1 protein-coding gene is annotated in these 1,498 nt (G+C 75.5%); it reads left to right on the plus strand.

The window, feature by feature from the left end:
- The first annotated feature begins 120 nt into the window (after positions 1-120).
- Positions 121-1,215: an IS110 family transposase gene (locus B5F73_RS09180; RefSeq protein ID WP_087227940.1), complete on the plus strand. Its 1,095-nt coding sequence runs from the start codon at positions 121-123 to the stop codon at positions 1,213-1,215.
- Positions 1,216-1,498: the final 283 nt, after the last annotated feature.

Raw genomic sequence — 1,498 nt, forward strand, 5'->3', positions numbered from 1 at the left:
TCTAGACGATATGAGGGGAAGCGGCTGAGACCCCTCGCGTGAAGTTGGCCCCCTGGGCGTCGTGGGTTAGGCTCGGTCGCGTCATCGTCCGGCTTGCCACAGTCACGGGAGGTCCCAGCCATGAACCACTCTACCAGCATCGGGCTCGACGTCCACGCCAGGAGCATCGCCGCCAGCGCCCTCGTCCACGAGACCGGCGAGGTCGTGCGCGCCTCGTTCGGCTACGACCCGGCCGCGGTCGCCGCCTGGGCGGCGGCGCTGCCCCAGCCCTGCCGCGCCGTCTACGAGTCCGGCCCGACGGGCTTCGACCTCAAGCGGTCCCTCGACGCCCTCGGGCTGCCCACCGCCGTCGGGGCCGTGAGCAAGATGCTCAGGCCCTCCGGCGACAGGGTGAAGACCGACCGGCGCGACGCCGACTTCCTCGCCCGCATGCTCGCCGTCGGCAACGTCGTGGAGTGCTGGTGCCCCCCGCCCGCCCGGGAGGCCGACCGCGACCTCGCGCGCCTGCGCGAGCAGGCCCGCGAGGACCTCATGCGCGCGCGGCACAGGCTCTCGAAGTTCCTGCTCAGGAAGGGGCTGCGCTGGGAGGGGGCGACGTCGTGGACGCAGGCCCACAGGAGGTGGCTCCGGGCCGTCGAGCTCCCCGAGCCGGTCGAGCGCCTCGTCTACGGCGAGCTGCTCGAGGCGGTCGCCGCGGCCGAGGGGCGCCGCCGCCGGCTCGACGCCGAGATCGCCCGCAGGGCCGCCTCGCCCGACCTCGCCCCGGTCGTGTCGGCGCTCTCCGGCATCCGCGGCGTCTCGACCCTCACGGCCTTCGCCCTCGCCGTCGAGGTCGGGGACCTCTCGAGGTTCCCGACGGCGCGCGCCTTCATGTCCTACGTCGGGCTCGTGCCCTCGGAGTCCTCGAGCGGCGAGAGCGTCAGCCGCGGCGGGATAACGCGGGCGGGCAACGCCCACGTGCGCAGGCTCCTCGTCGAGGCCGCCTGGCACCACGAGAGGCCGCTCTCGCCGGCCTCCGAGGCCGCGGCCGCCGCCTCGGCGCCGACGGCCGCGGCGGCGGAGGCGTGCGCCCGGTGCAACCGCAGGCTCCACGAGCGGTTCCTCGCGCTCAGGGCGAGGCGCAAGCCCGGCGGCGTCGTGGCCGCCGCGGTCGCCCGCGAGCTCGCCGGCTTCGTCTGGGCGGTGGGCGCCGCGGCGCAGGGCTCCCCGGCGTAGCGGGGAGCCGCCCTCCCGGCGCGGGCCGCGCCGACGGCCCGTGGGGAGACCCGCGAGATTCCTACGCGCCCGAGCGCGCGGTTCTAGACGGGCGGCAACCCCCAGCCGGAGAGTCGGAATGCGCTAGCCAACGCGCGGATGTCAGACTCGCGAACGCGCGTCCTGGGACGGACATGCCCGAGACGCGGCCCGCCCCGGGAGGGCGACATACGAGCGCGGCCCTGGCGCCGGGGGACCGGGGCCGGGGCGGATTTGTCGCTTGACGGAGACTCTCTCATATCAG

The sequence above is a fragment of the Olsenella sp. An270 genome (assembly GCF_002159735.1).
Lineage (GTDB): Bacteria > Actinomycetota > Coriobacteriia > Coriobacteriales > Atopobiaceae > Thermophilibacter.